Source organism: Polaromonas sp. P3_C2 (assembly GCF_056402675.1).
The window spans coordinates 1-2,443 of sequence record NZ_JBFUGX010000616.1 but is presented as its reverse complement, the minus strand read 5'-3'; the positions used below and the strand labels follow the sequence as shown (position 1 = coordinate 2,443).

Here is a 2,443-nt window from a genome sequence, read left to right as displayed (position 1 = left end):
AACCTGCAGGCCACGCAATCGCCGCACGAGTGGGCCTTCAACTTCGGGATGGCGAGCGCCGTTTTGCTGGTTTGCCTTATGGTTGACAGGATTCGCCGAGCAACAACGGCATTTCGGCTTCCGGGCTGGCGTCAATTTCTGTTGGGCTCTGCCTTGCTGCTGAGCCTGGCCGTGCCGCTGGCACTTAACTACTTTGATCCGYGGTGGAATGCCTTCCTGAAAACGCTGCCCATCGTCAACTCAGCCAGCACGCTGGTACGCTGGCTGGTGGTGTACATCACCATTTTTGCCGTCGGTATGGGCTTGCTGCTGCAACGCGCGACCTGGAAACGCTGGAAAGGCCTGGCCGTGGCGGTCTGCCTCACAGCAACAGTGGCGCAGTCAGCGCTTGAAGGCCGGGAGTTCTATTCGTGGCAGGGATATGACCCCCGCAGCGTGGTAATCGCTGAAAAAAAATTACGGGACGGTACATTTGCCGCAGGAATCCGGGAACTCGGAAGCCGTGCAGACATGCAGACCGAGACGGGCATTCTGCGAGTGACATCCAACAACCTTCTGGCTGCAGGCAAATCGGCGCTCTTTTGCTATAACCCCGTTTTCGGTTACAGCCTGGAGAGATTCTCAGCAGAAGGCCTGACAACAGGGCCAGTTCTTGCCGAGCACAACGGGTTCCTGAACCTGAAAAACCCGGCCTGCTACGTTTACCCAAAAGAAAACAACTGCAAACCAGGCGATCTTTTCCGTGCAGATCAACGCGAGGAAGCCCAGAAATTCGCAAACTACAAGCCATTTGCTTTCAATTTCTCGGCACGCCAGGAAATGGCCAACCGGCTGTCGTATATCGCCTGGGTCTCGTTTGGGCTGCTCATGCTGGGCTGGCTGGCTGCCACGCTTTGGCGCCGGCGCAAGGCGCCCTGACACACCCAATACTCCCCAGGCATACATGCAGCTTTTTTCAAAATGGAACGCCCCCTCACCGCGCCAGCAATCAGCATGGATTTGGCTGATTTTTTTGGTATTACTGGCTATTACAGCTCAGACGTTTGAACCATTTTTTCCGATTCAGGATGGCTGGCTGGGCCCCGACTTCAAACTTGCACTGCCAGGCTGGCTGGATGGTTATATCTGGTTCACCCAAAACGGCCTGAGCGTGCCCTGGTTCACCCCGTCGTTTTGCGCCGGGCAGCCTTTTTTTCCAGACCCGGTATCGGCGTACTACTCGCTGCCCCAGTTCTTGGCCATTGCCATGGAGCCCGTCAAAGCCGCCTGGGTGACGCTCTGCATCGCAGCCAGCTTGCTGTTTTGGGGGGGTTATCTTCTGATGCGCAGAGGCTTCATGGCAGGGCCGCTAACGGGCCTGCTTGTAGGCGGAATGCTGATGCTCAACGGATTTCTGCCTCAGCGGATGATCATCGGGCATGTGGTCTTTCACGGTTATGCGCTGGTCCCGTGGCTGGCGCTGCTGCTGCTCCTGCCGCTTCGGTCCCGAGCCGACACGGCTGTCGCGATAGCACTGGCAGGCCTCATCCCTGCGTACTGGGTTCATTCAGGCTTCAGCACACTGCTCCTGCCAGCAGCGCTGTCCGTGCTGCTGCTGGGTTTGCTTCATGGCTTGCTGGGGGGGGCCTTCCGCCAGTTCATGATCCGGGGCGTGCTGGCGGCCACCATTGGTGCAGCGCTTTCAGCTTCCAAACTGGTCGCCACGTTTTCCTTCATGGCCTTTTTTCCGCGCACTGCCTACCTGCTTCCAGGCGCAGGTACTTTGACAGACACGGTGACCATGATCATGGCCGCCCTGTTCATGGATTCGCAGCAGGCACACGACATCGGGGTGAAGTTGCTCGTCAACCAGCAGTGGGGGCTTAACCCGGAGGAATGGGCGTACAGCTTTGGCACTGCATGCGCAGTACTGCTTGTCCTTCTACTTTCCGAGCGCATGATGCGATGGACGCTGACATCCCGGRCACTTAAATGGCCCGCGCCACAAAAACTGTTCATGCTGCTGGCCTTAGTCGTTGGCTTGGTATGGCCCATTGCATTCAACTACTTTGAGCCGCACTGGAATGCCATCCTTAAAAGCATTCCCGTCATCAACTCAACCAGTACGCCACTGCGTTGGATCATTGTGTACATCCCAATGATCGCCGTCGGCACAGGCTTGCTGTTCGAGCGTTCCGGGTGGCCACACCTGAAAGTCGTCGCAGTTATCGCATGCCTCACAGGTCTAGTCATTCAGTCATCATCCGATCCGAGAAAGTTCTATTTCCAGCCGATTTACTATTCCGGCGCCATCGCCATAGCTCACCAGCAATTGAAAGAAAAGAGCTTTACGCCTGAGATCAGGGAACTGGGAACCGTCTCAAAGATACAGTCTGGACCGCGGCTGTTGAGGGCCATTATCAATAACACACTGGTTGCCGGCATGTCGCAACTGGAGTGCTAC

2 protein-coding genes are annotated in these 2,443 nt (G+C 56.7%); both read left to right on the top strand.

Annotation, left to right across the window (positions count from 1 at the left end; genetic code table 11):
• Positions 1-918, top strand: a 918-nt coding sequence (locus AC1DWI_RS19805; protein ID WP_477725533.1) for a hypothetical protein, incomplete at its 5' end; no start/stop codon positions are given.
• A gap of 25 nt (positions 919-943) precedes the next feature.
• The coding region (locus AC1DWI_RS19800) for a hypothetical protein (protein WP_477725532.1) at positions 944-2,443 on the top strand (1,500 nt) is incomplete at its 3' end.